We start from the raw sequence: 22,272 nt of genomic DNA, 5'->3' as shown, positions 1-22,272 counted from the left end.
CACCCCCTGCTCGGCGTCGAGCACCCCCTTCTCGACGCCGAGAGCTCTACTCGACCCCGAGGGCCGCGACGGGCGACGTGCGCGCCGCCTTCCGCGCCGGCAGGACCGACGCGACGAGCCCGGCCGCGACCGCCACGACCAGCACGATCGCGAGGTCCCGCCACGGCACGGCCAGCCTCAGGTCCCCGAAGGCGCCGAAGATGATCGCCGACCCGGCCCACCCGTAGACGAGGCCGAGCAGCACCCCGAGCAGCGCGCCGACGCCCGCGATGAGCATCCCCTCGACGCCCAACGAGATCCGCAGCTGGCGCTTGGAGAGCCCGATCGCCCGCAGGGTGGCCGACTCGCGGCGCCGCTCGAGCACCGACAGGGACAGCGTGTTGGCGACGCCGATGAGCGCGATGAGCACCGCCACGCCGAGCAGGCCGACCACGATGGCGAGCAGCGCGTCGATCGTCTGCTCGTAGCTGCGCCGCTCAGCACCGGCGCTCTGCACGGCGATGTTCGGGTCGACGACCTCGCGGACGTCGTTCAGCACGGCCGCCGGGTCGGCGTCCTTGTCCAGGCGCACCCACAGGGTCGTGGTGGGCGCGCCCGGCGCGAGCGCCTCCAGGGTCGCGGGCGTGACGATCGACGTCCCGTTCAGCTGCCGGCGCGGGACCAGCGTCAGGATGTCGGTGCTCGTGCCGGCGGCCGACACGCCCTCGACGGCCTGCATCTCGGCGTCCCTGGGGTCGTCGATGGCGTTCGTCAGCATCGTCCCGTCCTGCAGGCCGTCGACCAGCGACTCGTCCCGCAGGACCGTCTTCGCCTGGGCGGGGTCGACGGCCACGACGTCGAACTGGTTGCCGGAGGCGTCCTGCAGCGTGGCCGCGGGGAGCTCGATCGCGTCGGCCACGCCGTCGACCCTGAGCACCTGCTGCTTCGTCGCCGCGGGCAGCGGGTCGCTGCCCTGTCCCTCTGTCCAGCTCGTCGACGTCAGCATCATGTCAACCGGGAACTGCTCGTCGAGCCCGCCCGCGAGCGACGAGCGTGCGCTCGCGGCTCCCGTGCTCATGAGCGCGACCAGGGTCACGCCGATGAGCAGTGCCGTGCTGGTCGCGGCCGTGCGGCGCGGGTTGCGCACGGCGTTCGCCGCCGCGAGCCGCGCGCTGGACCCGCTGCGCGCCAGCAGCCCACCGACTCGACCGACGACCTTCGGCACCCAGTAGACGGCGCCGACGAGCACGCCGACGAACGACACGGCACCGGCCAGGACGCCTAGCGCGAGCCCGAGCATCGGGCTGACCTGCGCCGCCGCGACCGACAGCAGGAGGCCGGCAAGGCCGCCGACGGCCATGACGAGAGACAGCACGAGCCGCACGGTGCCCGCGGTGGAGCGGACCGTGGGGGCGTCGGCCGGCCGCAGCGCGGCGATCGGGGCGACGCGGGTCGCGGCGCGTGCCGGGACCATCGACGAGACCACGGTGACCAGCGCGCCGACGACGAGCGGGACCAGGATGGTCCAGGCGGACACGCTGATCGTCGTGGGCAGCCGCCCGGCGCCCGTGCGCGCGCCGTCGAGCGCCCAGAGGGTTCCCTGAGCGAGCGTGACGCCCGCGAGCACCCCGATTGCGGAGGCTCCCAGGCCCAGCAGGGACGCCTCGAACAGGACCGAGGCGCGCAGCTGCGAGCGTCGGGCCCCGACGCAGCGCAGCAGGGCGAGCGTGCGGGTGCGCTGGGCGACCAGCACCTGGAAGGTGTTGGCGATGACGAGCCCGGCCACCAGCAGCGCAACAGCGGCGAAGCCCAGGACGAGCAGGACGACGAAGTTGGTCCCGTCGTCCGACAGCTGCCCCATCGCGCGCTCGGCCGCCTGCTGCTTGGTGAGGGCGTCGCCGCCCGCGGGGGTCGCCCCGAGCCGCTCGGCCAGCTGGGCCTGGGTGGCGGCCGGGTCGTCCGTGCGCACGAGGATCGAGCGCGAGTCGACGGGTGCGCCGTTCCAGCGGTCGACGTCGGACGCGGTCGCCGATCCGGCGCCGCCGTACTCCGTCCACGCCCCCGCCGGGTCGTCGACGATGCCGGAGACCTGGACCTGCTCGGTGGTCGACGTGGTGGCGTCCGCGGGCGTGAAGGTCACCTCGACGGTGTCGCCGACTCCCACGCCGAGGCGCTTCGCGGTCGTCTGCGGCAGCGCGACCTGGCCGTCCTTGGCGAGGGTGCCTGACGTCGCCGTGAGCGTGTCGAACGCGGGGTCCGGCGCCTGCGCGACGAGTGCCAGGTACTCCCCGCGCTGGTGGGCCCCGACCTCGGCGTAGCCCAGGAGCAGCGGCGCTGCGCCCAGCACGCCGGGCGTCGCACGCACGGCAGCGACCCGGTCGGCGGTGACTGCTCCGTTGACCACCAGGTCCGCGTCGCCGTAGCGGGCGGTCAGCGCGTTGCTCGTGGTCTGCGAGAAGACGTTGCCGGCGATCAGCGTCGCCGTGACGAATGCCGTGCCGATCGCGATGGCGATCCCGGCGGCGGCGAGCCGCCCCAGGCTCCGGCGCATCTGCGCGAGGGTGAGGCGGAGCATCAGGCACCCACCACCGAGTCGAGCGCGCGCAGCGCGTCGAGGCCTGCGAGCACGGACTCCGGCGTCGGGTCGAGGATCTCGCCCGCGATCCGGCCGTCGGCCAGCAGCACCACGCGGTCGGCGTAGGCGGCTGCGGCCGGGTCGTGCGTGACCATGATGACCGTGCGGCCGAGCTCGCGCACCGAGCGGCGCAGGAAGCTGAGCACCTCGGCGCCCGAGCGCGAGTCGAGGTTGCCGGTGGGCTCGTCGGCGAAGACGACCTCGGGCTTGGCGATCAGGGCGCGGGCGATGGCCACGCGCTGCTGCTGGCCGCCGGACAGCTCGCTCGGACGGTGGGAGAGGCGTGCGCCGAGGCCCAGGGTCTCGACGAGCGTGTCGAACCACTGCCGGTCGACGGCGGCACCCGCGAGGTCCAGCGGCAGGAGCACGTTCTGCTCGGCCGTGAACATCGGCAGCAGGTTGAAGGACTGGAAGACGAAGCCGACCCGGTCGCGGCGCAGGCCCGTCAAGGCGTCGTCGTCGAGCGCGGTGATGTCGGTCTCGCCCAGCAGCGCGCGCCCCGCGCTCGCCTGGTCGAGGCCGGCGAGCAGGTGCATGAGGGTGGACTTGCCGGAGCCGGAGGGGCCCATGATCGCGGTGAAGGCGCCGGCCGCGAAGTCGACGTCGACCGCGTCCAGGGCGCGCACGGCGGCCGCGCCCGACCCGTAGACCTTGGTCAGGCCGCGCGCGCTGGAGGCCGTCGCGCGGGGAGCTGTGGAGGTGCTCGATTCGATGCTCACGTGGGTGCTCGTTCCTTCGTCGTCGGTGATACCTCGACGCTAGGCGGCACCCCGGCGGCGGGGCATCGGGCTGCGGTCTGGTCCTGGGGGAGGACCCGTCATCCCATGGGACGACCTGTGGACGACCAGTGGACGACTCAGGGGGCGTCCCCGGGGCGGACCAAGCCGGTCTCGTAGGCCGTGACCACGGCCTGCACCCGGTCGCGCGCGCCGAGCTTGGCCAGGATGCGACCGACGTGCGTCTTGACCGTGGCCTCGGCGACGAACAGGTCCTGGCCGATCTCCGTGTTCGAGCGGCCCCGAGCCATCAGCACCAGGACCTCGCGCTCGCGCTCGGTCAGGTCGGCGACCGCCAGGCGTGCCGGGTCCGTCGCGGCGCCGGGCTCGTCGGACGGCAGCGCCGTGATCAGGTGCTCGAGGAGGCGGCGCGTGCTCGACGGGGCGATGACCGCGTCGCCCTGGTGGACGGTGCGGATCGCGGCGAGCATCTCCTCGGGCGGCGCGTCCTTGAGCAGGAACCCGCTCGCGCCGGCGCGGATGGCCGACAGGACGTACTCGTCGAGGTCGAAGGTGGTCAGCACGATGACGCGCGGCGCGGGGTGGTCCGGCGTGCCGGCGGCGATGATCTGCGCGGTCGCGGTCAGCCCGTCCATCGTGGGCATCCGCACGTCCATGAGCACGACGTCCACGGGGGTCGCGGCCGGCGGGGTCAGGGCGCGCACGGCCTGGGCACCGTCGCCGGCCTCGACCACGACGGTGAGGTCGGGCTGGGAGTCGATGACCATGCGGAAGCCCGCGCGCACCAGCTGCTGGTCGTCCACCACGGCCACGCGGACCTGCTCGTCGTTCACGGGGTCTCCACCTGTGGGGGACGGCTCGAGCCGTCCGGGGTCGGGATGACGGCTCGGACACGGAACCCGCCGCCGGGGCGTGGGCCGGCGCTCACGCTGCCGCCGAACATCGTCGCGCGCTCGGCCATGCCGCGCAGGCCCTGGCCGAGCCCGTCGCTGTCCGCGGCGGCGCCGCGGCCGTCGTCGGTGATCTCGAGCGTGATGCCGTCCGGCCGCCACTGCACCATCACGGTGGTGACGGGCTCCGGCCCGGCGTGCTTGAGCACGTTGGTGAGCGCCTCCTGGGCGATCCGGTACACGGTGAGACCGACGCCGGGCGGCAGCGGCCGGGGCGACCCCATCCGGACCATCGAGACCCGGACGCCGCTCGCGCGCACCTGCTCGACGAGCGCCTCGAGGTCGTCGGCGGCCGGCTGCGGCGTCGTCGTGCCGAGCGCGGGCGCCCCCCCGCGCTCCGGGCGGGGCTCGTCGCGCAGCACGCCGAGCAGGCGACGCATGTCGGTCAGCGCCGCGCGGCCGGTCTCCGCGATGGTGCCGAGCGCGCGCGTCGCCGCGGGCGGGTCGGCGTCGGCGGCGTACCGACCGCCGTCGGCCTGCGCGATCATCACGGTCAGCGAGTGGGCGACGATGTCGTGCATCTCGCGAGCGATCCGCGCGCGTTCCGCGGCAGTTGCCAGACGGGACTGCTGGTCGCGCTCGGTCTCGAGGCGTTCGGCACGGTCGACGAGCGCCTCGATGGTCTCGCGCCGCGAGCGGCGGACGAGGCCGAACGCCCACACGGTCAGCGAGAGCGTCGCGGTGAACGCGCCGATCGCGAGCGTCGTGAGCGGGTCGTCGTACGTCCGCGTCGCGCCCATGAGGACGATCGCGCCGACGAGTGCGCCGCCGATCGCGACCCGGTGCGCCCATCGGGGCCCGTGCACCGTCACGGAGTACAGCGCGAGGAGGACGACGAGGTCTGCTGGCAGCGCGATCGGCGTGAAGAACAGCATCTGCACGAGCGCGATCGTGTAGACCGCCGCACAGGAGGCGGTGGGGCGGACCCGCCGCCAGGCGAGCGGCGCGATGAGCAGGATGCCGAGCCAGCCGCCGGTGCTGCGAGAGTCGTAGAACGCGTTCTGCCCGAACGCGGCGGTCGCGGGGGCGACGACGAGCATCAGGAGCAGCGTGCCGACGAGGTCGACGAGGAACCGGTGCCGCTCCTCCCACGCCAGCAGGCGGTCCCAGGTGTTCACCCCCCGAGGGTAGGGGCGGGCCGCACGCGGAGGCGTCGGCCCGGGGGAGGAGAACCCGCCGTGACGCATCCGACCACAGGTGGGCGTGCCGGTCTGGCGTCGGGGATGCACTCGTGACCTAACATGGGCGAATGACCCTGGTGCTGCTGGCCGAGGACGATCCCGCCATTGCCGAGCCTTTGGCTCGCGCGCTGGGACGTGAAGGTTATGACGTGCGCGTGCAAGGAACTGGTCAAGGAGCGATCGACGGTGCCGCCGCGGCGGATCTGGTCGTCCTCGACCTGGGCCTGCCGGACATGGACGGCCTCGACGTCGCGCGCGCCATCCGGAACCTGGGCCTCACGACGCCCGTGCTGGTGCTGACCGCGCGCGCCGACGAGGTGGACCTCGTCGTCGGGCTCGACGCCGGCGCCGACGACTACGTGACCAAGCCCTTCCGGCTGGCCGAGCTGCTCGCGCGGGTGCGTGCGCTGCTGCGCCGCACGGTCGGGGAGCCGGCCGACGAGGACGAGCTGCACGCGCAGAACGTGCGCGTCGACGTCGCCGCGCACCGCGCCTTCCAGGGCGAGCGCGAGCTGCACCTGACCGCCAAGGAGTTCGAGCTGCTGCGCGTGCTCGTCGGGGCCGCCGGTGCCGTCGTCGCACGCGAGACGCTCATGCGCGAGGTCTGGGACTCGGACCCGACGGGCTCCACCAAGACGCTCGACATGCACGTGTCCTGGCTGCGTCGCAAGCTCGGCGACGACGCGAACGCGCCGCGCTACGTCACGACCGTGCGAGGGATGGGCTTCCGGTTCGAGACCGGCAGCCCGAGCAGCCCCGAGCGGGGCTGACCTTTGCGCCGTCGCGTCCTGCAGGCGACCATCGCGGCCGTCACGGTCGCGGTCGTCCTGCTCGGCTTCCCGCTCGCGTTCCTCGGTGCCCAGCTGGTGCGCGAGAACGAGATGCAGACGCTGCAGTCGCGCGCGCAGTCGGCGGCCCGGGCGGTCGACTTCCGCGTCGAGAGCAACATCGAGCTCACGGACCGCATGTTCGAGCCCTACACCGGCACGGACGACGAGGAGATCGACGCGTCCGTCGTCGTGCGCGCACCGACCGGCGAGGTCTACCACGCCGGCGACCGGATCCGCGGGCGCAGCCTGTCGGTCCAGGCGGACTCGACGGCCGGCGCGACGGTCCTCCTGTACGTCTCCTGGTGGGACGTGTTCTGGCTCAGCGCGCGCGTCATCGCGCTCGTCGTGGCCGCCGCGATCGTCGCGTTCGCGGCCGGCATCGCGATGGCGATCTGGCAGGCCAACCGGCTGACCGCCCCGCTCGTGTACCTGGCCGCGTCGGCCGAGCAGCTGGGCTCCGGGCAGGTCAGACCACGCGTGGAGCCGTCGGGCGTCGAGGAGATCGACCTGGTGGCCGCCGAGCTCGCGCGCAGCGCCGACCGCATGGCCGGGCGGCTGGCGGCCGAGCGGCAGTTCGCTGCGGACGCCTCCCACCAGCTGCGCACGCCCCTGACCGCGCTCTCGATGCGGCTCGAGGAGATCATGCTGGCCACGGACTCCGAGGAGATCCGCGAGGAGGGCCGCATCTCGCTCGAGCAGGTCGAGCGGCTCGTGCGCGTGGTGGACGACCTGCTGATGGCCTCGCGCCGCAGCCAGGGCGGGACCACCGAGGCGGTCGACCTCATCGAGGTCGTCCACCAGCAGGAGGAGGAGTGGGCGCCCACGTTCGAGGTGGCCGGCCGCCGGCTCGCCGTCGAGGTCGACAGCTCCACGCAGGTCCTCGCGACACCGGGCGCGCTCGCGCAGGTGCTCGCGACGCTCATCGAGAACTCGCTCAAGCACGGCGCCGGGACGACGACGGTCCGGTCCCGCCCGGGCGGCCCGTCCGGGATGATCGTCGTCGAGGTGGCCGACGAGGGTGCGGGCGTGCCCGACGACCTCGCCGGCCGGATCTTCGAGCGCGAGGTGACCTCCGGCGCGGGGACCGGCCTCGGGCTCGCGCTGGCGCGGGACCTGGCCGCCGCCGACGGCGGGCGGCTCGAGCTCGCGCAGCGTCGCCCCGCGGTGTTCGCGCTGTTCCTCTCGGGCGTGCCCGCGTCCCTGCGGGCGGACGTCGTGCTGCCGCTGGGCTCGGTCGTCGCGTCGCGGCACGACCGGCGGCGGAGGTAGCCGTGCGAGGGCCGGCCGAGGGGCGACGATGCGCCGAACATCGGCTGAACGACGGCCGAACTCAGGCAGTTCGGGCACGGGCGTCCCGTAGCGTGACCGGCACCCGCAGGACCCGGAGACCCGAGGAGTGACGTTGTACCGGCTGACGCCCGCCACCCAGCGCTACGACTGGGGCTCGACGACCGCGATCCAGGACGTGCTGCGCACCGTCCCGGACGGGCTGCCGCTCGCCGAGGCATGGTTCGGGGCCCACCCGAGCGCCCCCGCGACGATCGTCGACGGACCCGCGCTCGACGCGTTCATCGCCGCCGACCCGGCCTCCGCGCTCGGCGAGGGCGTCGCGGCCCGCTTCGGCGCGCACCTGCCGTACCTGCTCAAGCTCATCGCCGCGGACGCGCCCCTCTCGCTGCAGGTGCACCCGGACGTCGAGCGCGCCCGCGCCGGCTTCGCCGCCGAGGAGGCCGCGGGCATCCCGCGCAACGCGCCCGAGCGCAACTACAAGGACTGCAACCACAAGCCCGAGCTCGTCTACGCGCTGACCCGCTTCGACGCGATGGTGGGCTTCCGTGCGCCGCGCCGCGCCGCCGAGCTCCTCACGGGCCTCGACGTCCCGCTCGCGGCCCGGCTGCAGGAGATCCTCGTCGCCGACCCCACGTCGGCGGGCGTCCGGGCGGCGTTCTCCTGGCTCCTCGCGTCCGAGACGCGGCCCAGCGCGGCCGACGTCGACGCCCTCGCCGCCGCCTGCGCGCGCCGTCTCGAGGACGGCTCGCCCTCGCCGCGTACCGACCGCACGGTCATGCGCCTCGCCGCCGCCTACCCGGGCGACCCGGGCGCGGCGACGTCGGTGCTGCTCAACCCCGTGACGCTGCGACCGGGCGAGGCGCTGTTCGTGCCCGCCGGTGCGGTGCACGCGTACCTGGGCGGGCTCGCGGTGGAGATCATGGCGAACTCCGACAACGTGCTGCGCGCCGGGTTCACCGGCAAGCACATCGACACCGACGAGCTGCTCGCCACGCTCGACACCGTGGCCGCGCCGCCGATCCGCATCGCGCCCGAGCGCGTGTTCACCTCGACGGAGATCTTCTACGCGCCGGTCGACGACTTCGAGCTGTCCGTCACGCGGCTCACCGACGAGGGCACGACCCGGATCCCGGGCCGCGGCCCGCGCGTGATCCTGTGCATCGAGGGAGAGGTCGAGGTCCACGGGGAGCTCGACGGCACGCTCGTGCTCGAGCGCGGCCAGTCCGCGTTCGTGCCGGCGGCGGACGGCCCGCTCACGGCCCGGGGCGACGGCGTCCTGGTCCAGGCCGACGTCCCCTGACGCCTAGGGGCGGTGCCCCGTGAAGACCCAGCGCTTGTAGCCGACGTAGCGCAGCACCGTGCCGATCGCGATGCCGATCACGGTGGCCACGTTGTCCGCGGTCTGCGACACGAGGTCGAGCGTGTAGTGCGAGAACGCGAGCGTGCCGATCGGGATCGCCGCGCAGAGCACGTTGATCAGGGCGAACACGAACAGCTCGCGCCCGCGCTGCGGCGTGGCGTGCTCGGCGAAGGTCCAGTGCCGGTTGCCGAGCCACGACACGAGCGTCGCCGCGGCGACCGAGATGATCTTCGCGGTGATCGGCTTGTGCTCCAGGACGTGGCCGGGGCCGAACCGCAGCAGGTTGAACAGGCCCAGGTCGACGACGAAGGCGATCGCGCCGACGGACAGGAACCGCGCGACCTCGAGCGCGCGGGCACGCATCACCACCCAGCGCAGGGCCGCGGGCGGGGGCGGACCGGGGAGCGGTGCACCCACGGTGGCCTCGTCGGTCTCGCTCACGCCTGCACTCCTCGGGTGATGCTCGGTCGTCGGTCTCCGCGAGGATAGCCCCGGATCCTGGTCACGCACCGAGCGTCCTGCCCGCCTGGACTACGCTCGGCGCCCGTGAGTGCACCCGTGGTGGCCGTGGTCGGTGGTGGGCAGCTGGCCCGCATGATGGCGCCCGCCGCGACGGCGCTGGGCGTGCACCTGCGCGTGCTGGTCGAGAGCCCGACCTCGTCGGCCGCCCAGGTCGTCGTCGACGCGCCCGTGGGTGCGGCCACCGACGCCGCGGCGGTCTCCGCGCTGACCGTCGGCGCGGACGTGCTCACGTTCGAGCACGAGCACGTCCCGTTCGCGCTGCTCGACCGCCTCGCGGCTGCCGGCGTGCCCGTGCACCCCGGCACGCACGCGCTCGTGCACGCGCAGGACAAGATCGTCATGCGGCGCCGGCTCACGGAGCTCGACGTGCCCTGCCCGCGCTGGACCGAGCTGTCCGGGCCCGAGGACCTGACGGCGTTCCTCGCCGACGTCGGCGAGGCGGTCGTGAAGACCGCCCGCGGCGGGTACGACGGCAAGGGCGTGCGCGTGGTCCGCTCGGCCGACGAGGTCGCCGACTGGTTCGCCGCCGCGGCCGACGGCGGAGTGCCGCTGCTGGCCGAGGAGAAGGTGCCGTTCGCGCGTGAGCTCGCGGTGCTCGTCGCGCGCCGCCCCTCCGGGGAGGTGCGCACCTGGCCCGTCGTCGAGTCGGTGCAGCGCGACGGTGTCTGCGCCGAGGTCGTCGCGCCCGCCCCCGACCTCGACCCGGCACTCGCCGCTCGTGCGGTGGACGTCGCCGTCCGGATCGCCGACGGCCTCGGGGTCACCGGCGTCCTGGCTGTCGAGCTGTTCGAGGTCGACGGCGACGTCGTGGTCAACGAGCTCGCGATGCGCCCGCACAACTCGGGGCACTGGACCATCGACGGCGCCGTGACCAGCCAGTTCGAGCAGCACCTCCGCGCGGTCCTCGATCTTCCGCTCGGTGACACGAGCGCCCGGTCGCGGTGGACCGTGATGGCGAACGTGCTGGGCAGCGAGCTCGCCGACCTGACCGACGCGCTCGCGGCCGTGGCCGCCGCCGACCCCGCGGCCAAGGTGCAGCTGTACGGCAAGGAGGTGCGCCCCGGCCGCAAGCTCGGGCACGTCAACGTCTCGGGGGACGACCTGACCGACGTGCGCCGTCGGGCGGACGCGGCGGCGGCGCTGCTGCGCGGCGAGTAGCCCGCCTGCAGCTACGCGGGCCCGGCGGTCGCCAGGCCCGCGGACGCCGAAGCGGCCCGCATCCGGGCGTCGTAGGTCACGACGATCACGGACCCAGGCGCGAGTGCGTCGAGCTCGATCGCGGTCGCCACATGGATCGCGTCGAGCGCCCGCATCGACCGCAAGGTCGTCGCCCGGCGGCGCACCGGCTCGTTGATCTCCAGACGCGCAACGCCCCGGAGCAGCTCGTCCCCGAGGCCGACCGGACTGCCTCGTCGCGCCAGTGTCAGCGCCAGCTCGATCTGGGCCAGGACGGAGGTCAGCAGCGGTCCTGGCCGCGCTTCGAGCCATGTCTCGAGCGCGGCAGACTCGGGCTCGTCGATCAGCAGCTTCGCCAGCGCACTCGTGTCGAGGTAGATCACAGGCGGTCGGAGCGAAGGTCGTCGAGGATCTCCGTCGTCGAGGGACCTGGCCCGGCCGGCAGGCGGGAGGGGCGAACGGCGGTCGGGTCGGCTGCGATCAGGGCGCCTGACGCGACCAGGCCGGCCAGGACATCAGGCTGCACCGGGACGATCCGTGCTACCGGCTGACCGTTGCGGGTCACCTCGACGGTGTGACCCGTCGCCACCAGGGCGAGCACCCCAGCCGTGTCGTGACTGAGTCGCCGAACCGTCGTCGTCTCCATCGGGCGACCGTACCACGGGCGTACCACGGGCGATGATGGCCCCGCGGCACGAGCTGCGAGCATGACGGACGGATGGAGAGCGTGATGGCTGCAGGTGCCCTGGTCGGGATCGTCATGGGCTCGGACTCGGACTGGCCGGTCATGCAGGCCGCCGCGGACGTGCTCGCGGAGTTCGACGTCCCCGTCGAGGTCGACGTCGTCTCCGCGCACCGCCAGCCCGAGAAGATGATCGACTACGGCCGCAGCGCCGCCGACCGCGGGCTGCGCGCGATCATCGCCGGCGCCGGGGGAGCGGCGCACCTGCCCGGCATGCTCGCCTCGGTCACGACGCTCCCGGTCGTCGGCGTGCCCGTGCCCCTCGCCTACCTCGACGGGATGGACTCGCTGCTCTCCATCGTGCAGATGCCCGCGGGGGTGCCCGTGGCGACCGTCTCCGTGGGCGGGGCGCGCAACGCGGGCCTGCTCGCGGTGCGGATCCTCGCGTCCGGCGCGGGCGACGAGGCGGCGCGCCTGCGCACCGCGATGGCCGCGTTCCAGGTCGGTCTGCGCGAGCAGGCCGACGCCAAGGGTCAGCGCCTGCGCGGTCAGACGGGCGCAACGCGCGCGGGGATCGGGTTCCAGGCCTGAGTCCTCAGGACCCGGGCATCCCGCCGACCTTGCCCGGGTCGAGCTTGCCGTCGCGGATCTTCTCGAAGAACGCGGGCGTCTTCTTCGGGTCGAGCTGGACGGTCGAGCCGACGCCGCCCGGACGGTAGTCGAGGCTCTTGATCGGGGGCGTGCCCGTGATGCCGCCGTCGCCGTTGGCCGCCTTGAACGCCAGGGCCATCTTGCCCATGTCGATCATGCCCATGTCCTCGTCGACCGTCAGCGCGCCGGTCGCGGCGTCGATGAGCCCGACCTGCTGCGACGGGTGCAGCACCAGGGACTTGGGGTCGACCTTGGCCATGATCGCGGAGACCAGCTGGCGCTGGCGCTGCGCGCGGCCGATGTCACCCTCGGGGTCCGACTTGCGCATGCGGGAGAAGGCGAGCGCCTTCTTGCCGTGGACGACGTGGCAGCCGGCCTTCCACTTGAGGTGCGAGTCCTTGTCGTCGACCGTCTTGTCGTAGCAGAGCCGGACGCCGTCGACGGCGTCCACGACGTTCTTCACGCCCGCCATGCCGATCTCGGCGTAGTGGTCCACGGTCAGGCCGGACAGGCCCTCGACGGTCTCCACGAGCAGGGGCGCGCCACCCCACGCGAAGGCCGCGTTGAGCTTGGCGGGGCCGTGACCGGGGATGTCGACGTAGGTGTCACGCGGGAGCGAGATCAGCGCCGTCGGGCCGCTGTCGGGGACGTGCAGCAGCAGAATCGTGTCCGTGCGCGCGCCGACCGTGCCGTCGTCCTTCACGCCGCCGTCGGCGCGGGAGTCGGACCCGGTCAGGAGGTACGTCGTGCCGTCGGTGCCCGGGGACCCGGACAGCGCCTCGGTGTGCTGGATCTTGCCGTTCGCCCACATGACCAGGCCGATCGGCCACGCGAGCAGCGCGATGAGCACGATCGCGACGATCGAGACGACGATCGCCTTGCGGCCACGGCGGCGCTTCCTCGGCGGCTCGCCGCCACCGGTGCCGGCCGGGTCGCTGGGGCGCGACGGGGGCCCGGAGCGCTGCGCCGGACCGGCGGGGCGCGACGGGGCGTGGCCGGTGGGGTGACCGCTCGTGGTGCGTGCGGCGGCGGCGCTCGCCGGTCGCGCGGTGCTCGTCGGGCGCGGCGCGCTCGTCGACCTGCTCGCGGGCCGGGCGGCCGCCGGCGGCACGCTCGCGGCACCCCGGGGCGGGGTCGCGCGCGGGGCCGCGGGACGGCTCGACGGCGCGCGCGGCGGCGTCGTGGGCAGCACGCGCGTCGCGTCGGGCTGCTGCTGCCCGACGACCACGGGCTCGGCCTCGGCGGCAGGCCGGGTGACCCGTGCGCCGGGAGCGAAGCTCGGCGGCGCGGGACGGCGCGGTTGGTCCGGGCTCAGAGAGGTCTCCTGTCAGGCGGAGCAGCTGGCGGTGCTGTCGTCGAGGCTGAACGCCTCGCGACCCGCCTGCTTGGACTCGGTCGGCTTCGGGGTCGCCTTGGGCGTGGAGGTCGACGTCGCACCGGGTGTCGCGTTCGACGTCGCCGACGGCTTGGACGTCGGCGTGGTCTCGCCGTCGAGCGGCTTGTCCTTCGCGAGCCTGTCCCAGACCGTGGCGGCCTCGGCGGTCCACTGCACACGGTTGTGGTCAGCCGGGTAGGCGCCCCAAGGAATCGTCATGAAGGTGATGTTGCCACCGCGGATGTCCCGCATCGTGTAGGCGAGCCCGGCCATGTCGGTCAGGGACAGGCCCTTGTCCGTGGTGACGGAGCTCGTCGCGGCCCCCAGCAGGCCCAGCAGGTCACCCACGTCGGTCAGCACGTTCTTGTGCAGGATCGCCTGGACCATGGCGGCGATGAGCTGCTGCTGACGGCCGATGCGGTTGGTGTCCGAGCCGTCGCCGACGCCGGTGCCGGTGCGCGCCCGGGCGAAGCCGAGGGCCTCGGTGCCGTTGAGCGTCTGGTTGCCGGGCTGCAGGTGCAGCTTGGCCTTCTTCGAGATCATCTCGTTGGGGATGCAGATCGGGACGCCGCCGAGCGCGTCGACCATCTTCTCGAACCCCGCGAAGTCGACGACGACGGAGTGGTCGATGTGCACGCCGGTGTTCTTCTCGACGGTCTTCCAGGTGCAGCCCACGGCCGAGGCGATGTCGCCGCCCTGGTCCCACCCGGTCGCGAACGCCGAGTTGAACATGCCGAAGTACGCGTTCGTCTTCTTGCCGTCGGACAGCGTGCACGAGGGTACGTCGACCATCGAGTCGCGCGGGATCGAGATCGCCTCGACGCGGGACCGGTCGGCGGAGATGTGCAGCACGATCGTGGTGTCCGAGCGCATGCCGCCGAAGCTGCCGCCGATGTCGGCGTTCTCGCCGTCGCGCTGGTCCGAGCCGAGCAGCAGGATGTTGACGTCCTTGCCGGCGTTCGGGTCGTCGGGGTTCGCGGCCTTCGTCGGGCGCGGGTCGTCCTCGACGAGCGAGCCGATGTCCGCCTGGTTGACGTTGCCGTTGATGCGGGCGTACGTCGCCGCGGCGCTGCCGACACCGAACGCGAGGAGCGCGGTCGCCGCGATGGCGGTGCCGCGCAGGACCCTGCGGGTGGCGTGGGTGGCGTGGCGCGAGTGGCGCGCCGTTCGGGGGCGCTCGGGCGTGGCGTGGCGGACTGTCACACCGGAATCCTAGGTTCGGGCCTTGCGCGAGCGGCGGACCCGGCGCGGGAGCGCGGTGGAGGATCTGTGCAGATGGGCGCACATCTTTGCCCGGACCGGCTCGAATCGGACCTAGGCTCCAGAACCATGACGATCATCGTGACCGGCGGCGCCGGCTACATCGGAGCCCATGTCGTCCAGGCCCTGGCCGAGTCCGGCCGTGACGTCGTCGTCGTCGACGACCTGTCGACCTCCAGCGCCGCGCGCGTGGACGGCTTCCCGCTGCATCGGCTGGACCTGGCGGCGCCGTCGGCTCCCGACGAGCTCGCGCAGGTGCTGACGTCGCACGGCGCGACGGGCATCGTGCACCTTGCCGCCAAGAAGCAGGTCGGGGAGTCCGTCGCGCGGCCCGAGTGGTACTTCCGCCAGAACGTCGGCGGGCTCGGCACCGTGCTCGAGGCGGCGCGCGCCGTCGGCTGCGACCGCCTCGTGTTCTCGTCGTCCGCGGCCGTCTACGGCGAGCCGGCGGGCGGCGTGGTGACCGAGGAGACGCCGGCCGCACCCATCAACCCCTACGGGCAGACGAAGGTCGTCGGGGAGTGGATGGTCCGTGCCGCGGAGCGCGCGTGGGGGCTGCGGCAGGTCGCGCTGCGCTACTTCAACGTGGCCGGTGCCGGGCGGCCGGACCTGGGCGACCCGGCGGTGCTCAACCTCATGACGCTCGTGCTCGACCGCCTCGAGCGCGGCGAGGCGCCCGTGATCTTCGGCGACGACTACCCGACGCCCGACGGCACCTGCGTGCGCGACTACGTCCACGTCGCGGACCTCGCCGAGGCCCACGTCGCCGCCCTCGACCACCTCGAGCGGCCGGACCGGTCCGACACGTTCGACGTCGGCTCGGGCCGGGGCGTGTCCGTCGCGGAGATGCTGACGGCGATCGCTGCGGCGAGCGGGTCGACGATCGCACCGCGCGTGGTCGACCGACGTCCGGGGGACCCCGCCGTGCTGGTCGCGACCGCCGAGCGGATCCGCACCGAGCTCGGCTGGGCGCCGCGCCGGGGGCTCGACGAGATCGTCGCGTCGGCCTGGGAGGCGTGGCGAGCCCAGCGGGCCGCAGGCCTCGACCCCATCCGCCCGACGGCCTGAGGCGATTCGGGCCGTCCGCGTGCCGTGACCTATCCTTCGCGCGTGCCCGCAGCCCGCTCCACCCGGCCCCCCGTCGTCGTCTTCGCCACGGTCCGCAACGAGGAGCGTGACCTGCGCGCAGCCGTCGCCGCGGTCCTCGCGCAGGACTACCCGGGGCCGATGGTGTTCGCGCTCGCGGTCGGGCCGTCGAGCGACGCCACCGCTGCGATCGCCGCCGAGCTCGCGGACGCCGACCCACGGGTCGTGATGGTCGAGAACCCGACGGGCCTGACCCCGCAGGGCCTCAACATCGCCGTGCAGGCGGGGATCGCGGCGCAGCCCTCGAGCGTGTACCTCGTGCGCACCGACGGGCACGCGACCCTCCCCGTCGACTACGTGCGCGTCGCGGTCGACACCCTGGAGCGCGCCGGCGCGGACAACGTCGGCGGCATGATGGTGCCCGTCGGCGACGGGGTCGTGCAGGAGGCCGTCGCGCTGGCGATGTCCCACCCGGTCGGCCTGGGCGGCGGGCGCTTCCACACCGGCGGCGCCGAGGGCGCCGCGGACACGGTGTACCTGGGCTCGTTCCGGCGGGCGACGTTCGAGCGCCTCGGCGGGTACGACGAGCACTGGACGCGCGCGCAGGACTGGGAGCTGAACCTGCGGCTGCGGGAGAGCGGCGCCCTGGTCTGGTTCACGCCGCGCATGCGGGTCGAGTACCGCCCGCGCGGGTCGCTGCGGGCCGTCGCGCAGCAGTTCTACAAGACGGGGCGCTGGCGGCGCGAGGTCGTGTCCCGCTACCCGCGGACCGCCTCGGCGCGGTACCTGGCCCCGCCGGTCGTCGCGGCGGTCGTCGTGCTCGGGACGCTCGTCGGGCTCGTCGGCCTCGTGCTCGGCAGCACGCTCCTGACGCTCGCGCTCGTCGCGCCCGCGCTGTGGGTCCTCGGCGAGGTCGCCGCGGCGCTCGTCAGCGGGCGCGGGCTGCCGCTGCGCTCGTGGGCCGCCCTGCCTGCCGTGCTCGCGACCATGCACCTCGCATGGGGGCTCGGCTACCTGCGCGGCGGTCCGCGCGGGCGCTGACCCGCCCGGAGCCTGACGGTCGGGTCAGGCCTCGAAGCTCCGCAGCATGCGGTCGATGCCCGCGTCGAGGTCGACGAGCGGCTGCCACCCGAGGGCCCCGAGCGCGCTCGCGTCGAGCCCCAGGAACCGGCTCGTGTTGTACGAGCGCTCCTCCGCGTCCTCGGCGCGCGTGAACACGCGCTCCAGGTGCTTCTCGGGCCGCGCGCGCGTGAAGTGCTGCGCGAGGTCGCGGATGCTGACCATGCCGTTCGGGTCGGCGACGTTGTAGGCGCGGTCGGTCCCGACGAGGGCGGCGTAGAACATGCCGGCCACCGCGTCGGCGACGTAGGTGTACGTGCGCATCGCGCGGCCGTCGCTGTTCAGCACGATGTTCTCGCCGCGGACGACGTTCGCGGCGAAGTCGGCCTGGACGCGCCCGTCGTCGAGCGCCAGGCCCGGGCCGTACACGTGGCCGAAGCGGACGATGCGGGTGTCGATGCCGTGCTGTGCCGCGTACACGCTCGCGATGGTCTCGGCCGCGCGCTTGCCCTCGGAGTAGCTGGCCCGCGGGTCGAGGATGTCGAACCCGCCGTAGGACCCCTCGGGGATGAGCCGGACGTCCTCGGGCTGCGCGCCGTAGACCTCCGAGGAGGACATCAGCACGAACCGGCCGGCCTGCTTGGCCACGGCGAGGTCGAGCAGGTTGAAGCTGCCGAGCGTGTTCGCCTTGATGGTGCTCACCGGGTCGGTCGCGTGCAGCGCCGGGCGTGCGGCGCTGGCGCCGTGGATCACCACGTCGAGGGGGCCGTCCAGCTCGGTCAGGCGCGTGACGTCGGTGGCCAGGAGCTCGAAGTCCGGCCGGTCGACGGTCGCGCCGAGGATCCCACGGGCCTTGGCCTCGTTGCGGACCAGGCCGATCACGCGCAGGCCCGCGCCGCGCGCGTCGTTGAGCGCGAGGAGCGTGTGCAGCGCGTACGACGGGAGCATCCCGTTCGCGCCCGTGACGAGCACGGTGGCACCGTCGAGCTCGTGCCAGGGCAGGTCGCGCCCGAGGATCTCCTCGACGTCGTGGGCGACGACGGGGGACGGTGCGCTCATGCCATGCCTGCGATCTGCTGGTTCTCCAGCACGTCGAAGTAGGTGCGGCACACGTAGAAGTCCTCGGCCGTCGTGATCTTGATGTTCGAGCGCGGCCCGTCGACGCGGTAGAGCGTGCGGCCCTGGGACTGCATGAGGGTGCAGGAGTCGATCGAGTCGTGCTCGCCCCGCTCCACGGCGTCGTCGTACAGGCCGAGGATCTCGTCGAGGTGGAACGTCTGGGGCGCCTGCGCCGCGTAGATGTGGTCACGCGGGATGACGTCGGAGATCGTCTCGTCCGCGCTCACGGCCACGGTCTCGTTGAACTTCGTGCACGTGATGGCGTTGCCGTGCTCACGGGCGGTCGCGATGTTCTCGGAGATGAGGTCGGCGGTGATGAGGGGTCGCACGCCGTCGTGGATGAGGACCACGGCGTCGGACACGTCGGTGATGTCGGCCGCGACCGTGCGCAGCGCCTTGTGCCGCGACTCCTGGCCCGTCGCACCGCCGTTCACGATCCAGCGGACCTTGGTGAGCTCGTAGCGGCGCACCATCCGCTCGGTGTGCTCGCGCCACTCCGGGAGGATCGCCAGGGCGATCGCGTCGATCTCGGGGTGGTTCTCGAACTTCTCGAGGGTGTGCACGAGGATCGGCTTGCCGTGCACCTCGAGGAACTGCTTGGGCAGGGCGCGGCTGTTCATCCGCGAGCCGATGCCGCCGGCGAAGACCACTGCGATGTTCATCGGACCTGACTCTCCTGGGCGTCGTCGAGGGTCCCGGCGTCGTCGAGGGGCACGGGTGAGGGTGAGACGGGCGGGGCGGGGACGTCGTGGGCGCCGTGCGGCTCCGCGACGACCGCGGACTCGGGCGGGTCGCCGATGACGAGCCAGTCGATCACGCGGTCGGACGAGTGCGTGTCGATGACGTCGAAGTTCTCGTCGCGGAAGGCGGCGCCGCGCTCGAGCTCGAAGTCCTCCGAGCGGATCGCGGTGAGGAGCTCGTCGAACGTGTGGCAGACCTTGCCCGGCGCGGTCTCCTTGTACGGGCGGTGGAAGCCGCGCACGGCGCTGTAGACCTCCTCGTCGTACGCGAAGAACAGCATCGGGCGCTCGAGCAGCGAGTACTCGAAGATGATCGACGAGTAGTCGGTGATCAGCAGGTCCGTGACGAGCAGGAGCGCGTTGCCGTCGCGGTACTCCGAGACGTCGACGAACCGGTCCCGCATCCAGTCCGGGATCGGCACGCCCTCGTGGATGAAGTGGTGCATGCGGAACGCGACCACGGTGTCCTCGCCGCACAGGTCGTAGAGCGCCTGGAAGTCGATCTGCGCGTAGTCGTAGCTCGCCTGCATCGCCCCACGGCCGCGGAAGGTCGGCGCGAACATGATGACGCGCTTGCCCTCGAGGGTCGGGTACAGCGAGTAGACCCTGGCCCGCGCCTCGGCCTGCGCGTCGGGGTCGAGGAAGGTGTCGATGCGGGGGAGGCCCGTGGGGATCACGGCCTCCTCCTCGATGCCGAACACCTCGGCGTACACGTGCTTGAGGCTCCGCGAGGCCGAGATCGCGTAGGTGTACTTGCGGTGGGCGTTCGTCAGGCCGGGCGAGCCGAACTTGCCGAACCGGCTGAAGCCCACGCTCTTGAAGCCGCTGCCGGCATGCCAGACCTGGATGACGCGGGTCGACGGGTCGAGCGTGAGGTTCTCGAACGGCGGGAAGTAGTCGTCGATGAGGACGATGTCCGCACGGGCGAGCTCGCGCACGAGGTTCAGGTAGTTCGAGCGGGTCGCGGTGCGCGAGGTCCGGAACGAGTAGTGCAGGTCGAGCTCCTGGTCGAGCCCGCGGGCGACCATCCGGTCGCGGACGGCGAGCAGGTTCCCCTCGAGCCCCTCGCGCATCTCGGAGGCGAACAGCACCCGCGTCCTGCGGGCCTGGCCGGAGGCGCCCCGTACCGCACGGCGGGCCTGCTCCTCCTGGGCGGTCCGCTTGTAGATCGCCTGCGCGAGCTGTCGACGCCGACCCTGCGAGGCGTACTTCTTGGCCACCCGCTGCGCGAGCCGGATCGGGTTCCGCGCGCGCTTGGTCGCGCCGGGCTTGCGCACGAAGCTGTAGGCGCGGACCGCGAACAGCGGGTTCACGTCGTCTTCGGTCAGGCCGAACGAGACCGTGTACGCCTGGCGGTTCCCCGCGAAGAGGAACACGCGGGTCAGCGAGTCGAGCTCGTCCAGCCGGGCCAGCTCCCAGCCCGCGCCGATCTCGGCGCCGGACTCGAGCTTCGCGAAGAACTTCCACGTGCCGCGCGGCAGGAACGCGCGCTCGGCGAAGTTGCTGATGTTGATGTCGACGCGGTAGCGCCCCTCGCCGAGCGAGGTCCAGTCGACGGTGTGCATGGCCTTGGTGTCGCGGATGAAGATCCCGACGAGGGGAGAGGGGTGGGTGTCGAGGTCCGCCTCCTCGGTGGGCGCCAGCGCCGACTCGGGCGACGCCACGGCCACGGTGCCGTCGTCGTCGACCTCGGTGAAGTCCTCCGACTCGCCGCCCTCGGCGCCTCCGGGGCCCTGGTCGACGTCCTCGAGCGCGACGAGGTCGACAGGCTCGCTGTCACCCTGTCCCAGCGTCAGCGGCGCCGAGACCAGCGGTGCGACAGGCTCCCACGGCCCTCCGTCACGGGGGGTCCAGCCAAGACGGAGATGAAAGGTCAGGTTGACCCTCGCCCACTCGACGGATTCGACCCGGAACTCGGTGGACATGGACCTGCCTCTCATGACGACTACCCGATTCGGTGGAATCGGGCCGGTGCCCCAGACCGAGGTCGCTCCGATCATCCGGCTGGGTCATTGTGCCAGACGGGTGGTGCCCCCACCGTTCCGGACGAGCCTGCGCGGGGCCCGCCGGGGGCGGGTGTGGCGGTCGTCACGTCCCGGTTGCGGGGGCCTCCGCACCGCCTGCTGGACGGGTGCCCGGGGAGGCTGGCCTGCTACCCTCGGCGCTGGCTCAAACCACTGGATCGCGCTGCCTGCGCCGGTTTCGACGAATGGAGTATCGGTGGCGAAGTTCAGGATTCTGCTGCTCACCAACAGGGATTCCGACAATGTCGGTGACCAGATCATCGAGGCGACCGCTGTCTCGATCATCAAGGGAATCATGGCGAACCTTGGTGTCCCGACGAGCGACTACGCGATCTCGAGCCGCGCCGCCGGAATCATCTCCAGGAAGTACATGAGCAGCGGCGACCCGGCGCTCCTGGCGCCCGCCCGCGCGGCGATCTCCGCGGCCGATGTGATCGTCTTCGGCGGCGCGCCCCTGTTCAACTACTCCTACCAGAGCTTCTACCTGCGCACGATCAGGACGCTGGAGCTGGCGGAGGAGTACAACGTCCCCGTCCTGTTCTCGAGCATCGGCGTCGAGCCGTACGACCCGACGAACCCGAAGTCCGTGGCGCTCAAGGAGGCGCTGTCGCTGTCCTGCGTGCGCCAGATCACGACGCGGGACGACTTCGCGTCGCTCCAGAAGTACGTCGAGGGCACGGAGATCCCCGTCGCCCACGTCTCCGACCCCGCGGTGTTCGCGGACGTCGTCTTCGGTGAGGCGAAGTCGGGCCTCGCGGGTCGCCCGGGCGCACGTCGCAAGGTCGGCCTCGTGGTGACCCGGGCCGGCATCTTCAAGGACAACGGGATCGCCTTCACCAAGGGCGAGCAGCAGAAGTTCTGGCTCGACGTCATCGACCTGCTCACGGAGCGTGGATTCGACTACAAGCTCTTCACGACGGGGCACTTCACGGACGAGGCGTTCCTCGACGAGCTGGTCAAGGTCAAGGGCGTCCCGCAGAGCAACGCGGCCATCACGGTCAACTCCCAGGAGGAGCTCGTCGACGAGCTCAGCGCCTGCGACGGCGTGATCGCCTACCGCCTGCACGCGAGCATCACCGCATTCGCCTACGGCATTCCCTCGATCGGCCTGTCCTGGAACTTCAAGGTGCCGTACTTCTACGAGTCGGTCGGCCACGGCGACCGCGCGCTCGGCCGCGAGCACTGGAACGCGACCGACGTCGTCGGCGCGCTCGAGAAGGCCATGGCGGCCGGCGTGACGAAGGACGAGGACTTCCTCACGAGCGTCTACTCGACGTTGTTCGCCGGGCTCAAGGCGATCGTCGCGCCGGGCAGCGACCCCGAGCCGTACACGTACGGCGAGCTGCGCGAGAAGCTGCCGCGCTACCCCGGGACGACCCCCGCGCAGTACCAGGAGAAGATGCGCAACAAGCTGCGGCGCATCTACGACACGTTGAACGCCCGCGGTCCGAAGAAGAAGGCCGTCAAGCGTTCGCTGCCCCGCCGCGTCCTGGGGAAGGTCAAGCGCGTCCTGCGTCCCGCTCGGTGACGTGAGGGGGGCCACCGCGGGTGACGACGGTCACCTCGAGGCCTTCCGCGGCGGGCGGGGACGACTGGGCGTCGCTCGCGAGGACGGA

At 72.8% G+C, this 22,272-nt stretch carries 20 protein-coding genes; 8 read left to right on the top strand and 12 right to left on the bottom strand.

Annotated elements, in window-relative coordinates; translation table 11 throughout:
• Window positions 1–46 precede the first annotated feature (46 nt).
• The 4 genes from EDF34_RS04480 to EDF34_RS04465 form a co-directional block, all read right to left on the bottom strand.
• Window positions 47–2,554: an ABC transporter permease gene (locus EDF34_RS04480; protein ID WP_123370108.1), complete on the bottom strand. Its 2,508-nt coding sequence runs from the start codon at window positions 2,552–2,554 to the stop codon at window positions 47–49.
• Complete coding sequence (locus EDF34_RS04475) at window positions 2,554–3,333, bottom strand: ABC transporter ATP-binding protein (RefSeq protein WP_123370107.1); 780 nt, start codon at window positions 3,331–3,333, stop codon at window positions 2,554–2,556. Before EDF34_RS04475 ends, EDF34_RS04480 begins: the two co-directional genes overlap by 1 nt.
• 137 nt (window positions 3,334–3,470) lie before the next feature.
• On the bottom strand, window positions 3,471–4,184 hold the full coding sequence (locus tag EDF34_RS04470) for a response regulator transcription factor (RefSeq protein WP_233575174.1): 714 nt from the start codon (window positions 4,182–4,184) through the stop codon (window positions 3,471–3,473).
• Window positions 4,181–5,419, bottom strand: a complete 1,239-nt coding sequence (locus EDF34_RS04465; protein WP_123370106.1) for a sensor histidine kinase — start codon at window positions 5,417–5,419, stop codon at window positions 4,181–4,183. Before EDF34_RS04465 ends, EDF34_RS04470 begins: the two co-directional genes overlap by 4 nt.
• A 131-nt stretch (window positions 5,420–5,550) precedes the next feature.
• On the opposite strand from EDF34_RS04465, the gene EDF34_RS04460 reads away from it, so the two are divergent.
• The 3 genes from EDF34_RS04460 (at window position 5,551) to manA (ending at window position 8,902) form a co-directional block, all read left to right on the top strand.
• Window positions 5,551–6,252: a response regulator transcription factor gene (locus EDF34_RS04460; protein WP_118768021.1), complete on the top strand. Its 702-nt coding sequence runs from the start codon at window positions 5,551–5,553 to the stop codon at window positions 6,250–6,252.
• Between the two features lie 3 nt (window positions 6,253–6,255).
• Window positions 6,256–7,581 carry an ATP-binding protein gene (locus EDF34_RS04455; RefSeq protein WP_123370105.1) on the top strand — a complete coding sequence of 442 codons (1,326 nt, stop codon included), beginning with the start codon at window positions 6,256–6,258 and terminating at the stop codon, window positions 7,579–7,581.
• Between the two features lie 133 nt (window positions 7,582–7,714).
• Window positions 7,715–8,902, top strand: coding sequence for a mannose-6-phosphate isomerase, class I (gene manA / locus EDF34_RS04450; protein WP_123370672.1), 1,188 nt, complete (start codon window positions 7,715–7,717; stop codon window positions 8,900–8,902).
• Between the two features lie 3 nt (window positions 8,903–8,905).
• Here the strand turns inward: manA and EDF34_RS04445 are convergent, their stop codons facing one another.
• Window positions 8,906–9,403: a GtrA family protein gene (locus EDF34_RS04445; RefSeq protein ID WP_233575173.1), complete on the bottom strand. Its 498-nt coding sequence runs from the start codon at window positions 9,401–9,403 to the stop codon at window positions 8,906–8,908.
• A 105-nt stretch (window positions 9,404–9,508) separates the two neighbouring features.
• Here EDF34_RS04445 and EDF34_RS04440 point away from each other — a divergent pair, with 105 nt between their 5' ends.
• Window positions 9,509–10,642, top strand: a complete 1,134-nt coding sequence (locus EDF34_RS04440; protein ID WP_123370104.1) for a 5-(carboxyamino)imidazole ribonucleotide synthase — start codon at window positions 9,509–9,511, stop codon at window positions 10,640–10,642.
• A gap of 11 nt (window positions 10,643–10,653) precedes the next feature.
• Here EDF34_RS04440 and EDF34_RS04435 read toward each other — a convergent pair whose 3' ends face one another.
• Entirely contained in the window at window positions 10,654–11,043 is a 390-nt protein-coding gene (locus EDF34_RS04435) for a type II toxin-antitoxin system VapC family toxin (protein ID WP_123370103.1), read from the bottom strand.
• A complete protein-coding gene (locus EDF34_RS04430; RefSeq protein ID WP_158615044.1) occupies window positions 11,040–11,306 on the bottom strand; it encodes a type II toxin-antitoxin system Phd/YefM family antitoxin in 267 nt (88 codons plus the stop codon). The genes EDF34_RS04435 and EDF34_RS04430 overlap by 4 nt, the downstream gene beginning before the upstream one ends.
• Before the next feature lie 84 nt (window positions 11,307–11,390).
• On the opposite strand from EDF34_RS04430, the gene purE reads away from it, so the two are divergent.
• The gene (purE, locus tag EDF34_RS04425) at window positions 11,391–11,933 is read left to right on the top strand and encodes a 5-(carboxyamino)imidazole ribonucleotide mutase (protein ID WP_123370670.1); all 543 of its coding nucleotides are present in this window, start codon (window positions 11,391–11,393) and stop codon (window positions 11,931–11,933) included.
• Between the two features lie 4 nt (window positions 11,934–11,937).
• On the opposite strand, the gene EDF34_RS04420 is transcribed toward purE, so the two are convergent.
• Window positions 11,938–13,221 (bottom strand): LCP family protein, encoded by a 1,284-nt coding sequence (locus EDF34_RS04420; protein ID WP_233575172.1) that lies wholly within the window; start codon window positions 13,219–13,221, stop codon window positions 11,938–11,940.
• A gap of 99 nt (window positions 13,222–13,320) precedes the next feature.
• Window positions 13,321–14,571 carry an LCP family protein gene (locus EDF34_RS04415; RefSeq protein WP_123370101.1) on the bottom strand — a complete coding sequence of 417 codons (1,251 nt, stop codon included), beginning with the start codon at window positions 14,569–14,571 and terminating at the stop codon, window positions 13,321–13,323.
• 126 nt (window positions 14,572–14,697) lie between these two features.
• On the opposite strand from EDF34_RS04415, the gene galE reads away from it, so the two are divergent.
• Both galE and EDF34_RS04405 read left to right on the top strand, forming a co-directional pair.
• On the top strand, window positions 14,698–15,696 hold the full coding sequence (gene galE / locus EDF34_RS04410) for a UDP-glucose 4-epimerase GalE (protein WP_123370100.1): 999 nt from the start codon (window positions 14,698–14,700) through the stop codon (window positions 15,694–15,696).
• A 42-nt stretch (window positions 15,697–15,738) separates the two neighbouring features.
• A complete protein-coding gene (locus EDF34_RS04405; RefSeq protein WP_123370099.1) occupies window positions 15,739–16,755 on the top strand; it encodes a glycosyltransferase in 1,017 nt (338 codons plus the stop codon).
• A 24-nt stretch (window positions 16,756–16,779) separates the two neighbouring features.
• Here the strand turns inward: EDF34_RS04405 and EDF34_RS04400 are convergent, their stop codons facing one another.
• Genes EDF34_RS04400 through EDF34_RS04390 form a run of 3 tightly spaced genes read right to left on the bottom strand, consistent with a single transcriptional unit; the run spans window position 16,780 to window position 20,557 of the window.
• On the bottom strand, window positions 16,780–17,832 hold the full coding sequence (locus EDF34_RS04400; protein ID WP_123370098.1) for an NAD(P)-dependent oxidoreductase: 1,053 nt from the start codon (window positions 17,830–17,832) through the stop codon (window positions 16,780–16,782).
• Entirely contained in the window at window positions 17,829–18,554 is a 726-nt protein-coding gene (locus tag EDF34_RS04395; protein ID WP_123370097.1) for a 2-C-methyl-D-erythritol 4-phosphate cytidylyltransferase, read from the bottom strand. Before EDF34_RS04395 ends, EDF34_RS04400 begins: the two co-directional genes overlap by 4 nt.
• Window positions 18,551–20,557: a CDP-glycerol glycerophosphotransferase family protein gene (locus EDF34_RS04390; protein ID WP_123370096.1), complete on the bottom strand. Its 2,007-nt coding sequence runs from the start codon at window positions 20,555–20,557 to the stop codon at window positions 18,551–18,553. Before EDF34_RS04390 ends, EDF34_RS04395 begins: the two co-directional genes overlap by 4 nt.
• Before the next feature lie 295 nt (window positions 20,558–20,852).
• Here EDF34_RS04390 and EDF34_RS04385 point away from each other — a divergent pair, with 295 nt between their 5' ends.
• On the top strand, window positions 20,853–22,184 hold the full coding sequence (locus EDF34_RS04385; protein WP_158615043.1) for a polysaccharide pyruvyl transferase family protein: 1,332 nt from the start codon (window positions 20,853–20,855) through the stop codon (window positions 22,182–22,184).
• Window positions 22,185–22,272 lie beyond the last annotated feature (88 nt).

Origin of the sequence: Cellulomonas sp. PhB150, from assembly GCF_003755175.1 — a bacterium.
Lineage (GTDB): Bacteria > Actinomycetota > Actinomycetes > Actinomycetales > Cellulomonadaceae > Cellulomonas.
This window is presented reverse-complemented; position numbering and strand designations above follow the sequence as displayed.

Excerpts from the sequence above, each read along its gene's own strand:
- galE (WP_123370100.1), top strand. The coding sequence starts at position 14,698 with ATGACGATCATCGTGACCGGCGGCGCCGGCTACATCGGAGCCCATGTC.
- EDF34_RS04400 (WP_123370098.1), bottom strand. The coding sequence starts at position 17,832 with ATGAGCGCACCGTCCCCCGTCGTCGCCCACGACGTCGAGGAGATCCTC.
- purE (WP_123370670.1), top strand. The coding sequence starts at position 11,391 with ATGGCTGCAGGTGCCCTGGTCGGGATCGTCATGGGCTCGGACTCGGAC.
- EDF34_RS04460 (WP_118768021.1), top strand. The coding sequence starts at position 5,551 with ATGACCCTGGTGCTGCTGGCCGAGGACGATCCCGCCATTGCCGAGCCT.
- EDF34_RS04480 (WP_123370108.1), bottom strand. The coding sequence starts at position 2,554 with ATGCTCCGCCTCACCCTCGCGCAGATGCGCCGGAGCCTGGGGCGGCTC.
- EDF34_RS04430 (WP_158615044.1), bottom strand. The coding sequence starts at position 11,306 with ATGGAGACGACGACGGTTCGGCGACTCAGTCACGACACGGCTGGGGTG.
- EDF34_RS04395 (WP_123370097.1), bottom strand. The coding sequence starts at position 18,554 with ATGAACATCGCAGTGGTCTTCGCCGGCGGCATCGGCTCGCGGATGAAC.
- EDF34_RS04390 (WP_123370096.1), bottom strand. The coding sequence starts at position 20,557 with ATGTCCACCGAGTTCCGGGTCGAATCCGTCGAGTGGGCGAGGGTCAAC.